1 protein-coding gene is annotated in these 2,778 nt (G+C 77.3%); it reads right to left on the bottom strand.

Features of this window, described 5'->3' with window-relative positions:
- The coding region (locus tag G3I53_RS31665; RefSeq protein ID WP_203617548.1) for a beta-ketoacyl synthase N-terminal-like domain-containing protein at positions 1-2,619 on the bottom strand (2,619 nt) is incomplete at its 3' end.
- Between the last annotated feature and the right edge of the window lie 159 nt (positions 2,620-2,778).

Below are 2,778 nucleotides of genomic sequence, written 5' to 3'. Positions count from 1 at the left end.
GAGGGCGCGGGCGAGGTCTTCCCCGCCGCGCGCGTGGAGCACCAGGGTGCGTCCCGGGGGCGCGGTCGCCGGCGCCGGGGTGCCGGCGTCGGCCTCCGTCCAGTGCGGCACCAGCACGGACACCGGGGGCCGGGCGTTCGTCTGGGGCCCGGTGGGGGCGGGGCGGGCCACCAGGCCCTCGATGCGGGCCAGTTCGCGCCCGTCCTCGCCGGCCAGCAGGACGGTGAGGCCGTCGGGTGTGCGGCGGACATGCGCCCATGCGGGCGGCCCGTCGGCCGGACGTACCACCACGCGGGCCGCGGCGAACGGCAGCAGCAGCTCCCCGTCACCCGCGAGGACGGAGGCCACCTGGATCGCGCCGTCCAGGGCGGCCACGTCGACGAGGGTGCTCCAGGAGGGGCGGTCGGTGCCGGTCAGCCGGCCGAGGGCCTCGCCGTCGCCCACCCGGACCTCGTCCACGACGCGGAAGGCCGGTCCGTAGTGCAGCCCCGCCGCGTCGAAGCGGGCGTACAGCTCCGCTCCCGGCCGGATGCGGGGGCAGTGGTCGGCGAGTGCGTCGAGCGGCAGGCGGGACGGGGGTTCGGTGGACGGCCGCACGGTGGCGGTGGCGATGTCCGTGTCGCCGCGGCGGAGGGTGAGGCGGGGGCCGTCGGTGTCGATCCGGACCTGCTGGGCGGTGTCGGCGTGCAGGGGGCGCAGCCACCGGACGCCGGACAGCTCCAGCGGCCCCTCGTCGCCCGCCGCGACCGCGGCGAGGGCGAGGGCACCGGTGCCGGGCAGCACGGGCGTGTCTCCGACCCGGTGGTCGGCGACCTGCCAGGCGTCCGGGTCCACCCACCAGGTCAGGCCCGGCGCGGCGGCCGCCTGTTCCGGCCAGTGCCGGGTGCCGCGCAGCGGATGCGCGGGCAGCGGCGTCCGGCGGGCGTCGACCTGGGCGAACTGGGCGGCGAAGTCGGGCCGGCCGCCGGCCAGGTAGGCGTCGGCGAGCCGGCGCTGTTCCGGCGTGGCGTCCGCGAGCGACGGCGGGGTGCCGTCCCGGGCGGCCCGCAGAGCGGTGGCGAGACCGTCGAGGCTGTGCGCGAGGACGACGACACGCTCCGGGTGGTGACGGCGGCCGACGCACAGCGTGTACGCCACGTCGGCCAGCCGCGGTGCGGCGGGCACCGCCTCCGCCAGGGCGCCCAGATGGGCCGTGAGTTCGCGGGGTGTGCGCGCGGAGACGGGGACGACGAAGGCGCGGGGGGTGTCGGTGTGCCGGGGACGGGTGGGGGCCTCGGAGACGACCAGATGGCAGTTGGTGCCGCTGACGCCGAAGCTGCTCACGGCGGCGACCCGCGCACCGCCCGGTCCGGGCGGCCAGTCACGCAGCTCGGTGACGACGTGGAAGGGGCTGTCGTCGAGGTCGAGCCGCGGGTTGGGCGAGGAGTAGCCGGCGGTCGGCGGGAGTTGGCGGTGCCGCAGCGCCAGCAGCACCTTCAGCAGTCCGGCGATGCCCGCGGCCATGGTCGTGTGGCCGACGTTGCCCTTGACGGAGCCGATCGCACAGGACGCCCCGGGAGCCGCGCCCGTCCGGCGGAACGCCTCGGTGAGCGCCTTGACCTCGATCGGGTCCCCGAGCGGTGTGCCGGTGCCGTGCGCCTCGACCAGGCCGATGTCGTCCGGCGTCACCCCCGCCCGCCGCCACACCCGGGTGAGCAGGTCGGCCTGGGCCCGGCCGTTGGGGGCGGCGATGCCGTTGCTGCGGCCGTCCCCGTTGGCGCCGGACGCCCGGATGACACCGTGCACGTGGTCGCCGTCGGCCAGGGCGCGGGCCAGCGGCTTGAGCACCACGGCGCCGACCCCCTCACCGAGGACGATCCCGTCGGCGGAGGCGTCGAAGGGTGCGCTGCGCCCGGTCGGCGAGAGGATGCCGGCGGCGCTGGTCTGGACGTGGATGTCGGGGCCCAGCATGAGCGCCACCCCACCCGCGACGGCCATCTCGCAGTCGCCGCTGAGGATGCTCTGGCAGGCGAGGTGCACGGCCAGCAGCGACGACGAACAGGCGCTGTCCACGGCGGTGGTCGGCCCGGTCAGGTTGAGGAAGTACGAGACCCGGGCGGCCAGCACGGAGGGGGCACCGCCGAGGAAGCTGTGCGCGGTGTCGTGACGGCCGGCGGCGTGCCGGATCTGCCGGTAGTCGGACTGCGTGCAGCCGACGAACACCCCGCAGGACAGGGGCGTCTCGGGGCCGACCGCGTACCCGGCGTCCTCCAGGGCGCGCCACGCCTCGGTGAGGAACAGCCGCTGCTCCGGGTCCATGTCCTCGGCCTCGAGCGGGGACATGCGGAAGAAGGGCGCGTCGAACGCGTCGATGCCGGAGAGGGACGCGGCCCATTTGCTCGTCGTGGTCCCGGGGCGGCCCTCCGGGTCGTAGTGGGCGGCGGTGTCCCAGCGGTCGGGCGGGACCTCTCCGGTGCGTTGCCGCCCGGCGGCCAGGTCGGCCCAGAAGCCGTCCAGCGTCGGCGTGTCGGGGAACCGGCCGGCCATTCCGATCACCGCGACGGCGTGCTCGTCGTACCGCTCCGCGGAGGACGGTGACGGCTCGGGGGCGGGGACGGGTGCCGCTGCGGCGGCAGTCACGGAGGTGGTGGGGGAACCGGCCGGGGGCGGGGACACGGCCGGGGGCGGTGCCAGGGGCGCGGAGGACCGCGGACGGCCGTCGCGCACGGAGGCGCCGCGCAGGACCAGCGGGGGCACGGAGGACGGGGGCGCGGTGGCCGCGGGGGGTGGCCCGGACGG

It is taken from the genome of Streptomyces sp. SID14436 (assembly GCF_010548465.1).
In the GTDB taxonomy this organism is placed as follows: domain Bacteria; phylum Actinomycetota; class Actinomycetes; order Streptomycetales; family Streptomycetaceae; genus Streptomyces.
This window is presented reverse-complemented; position numbering and strand designations above follow the sequence as displayed.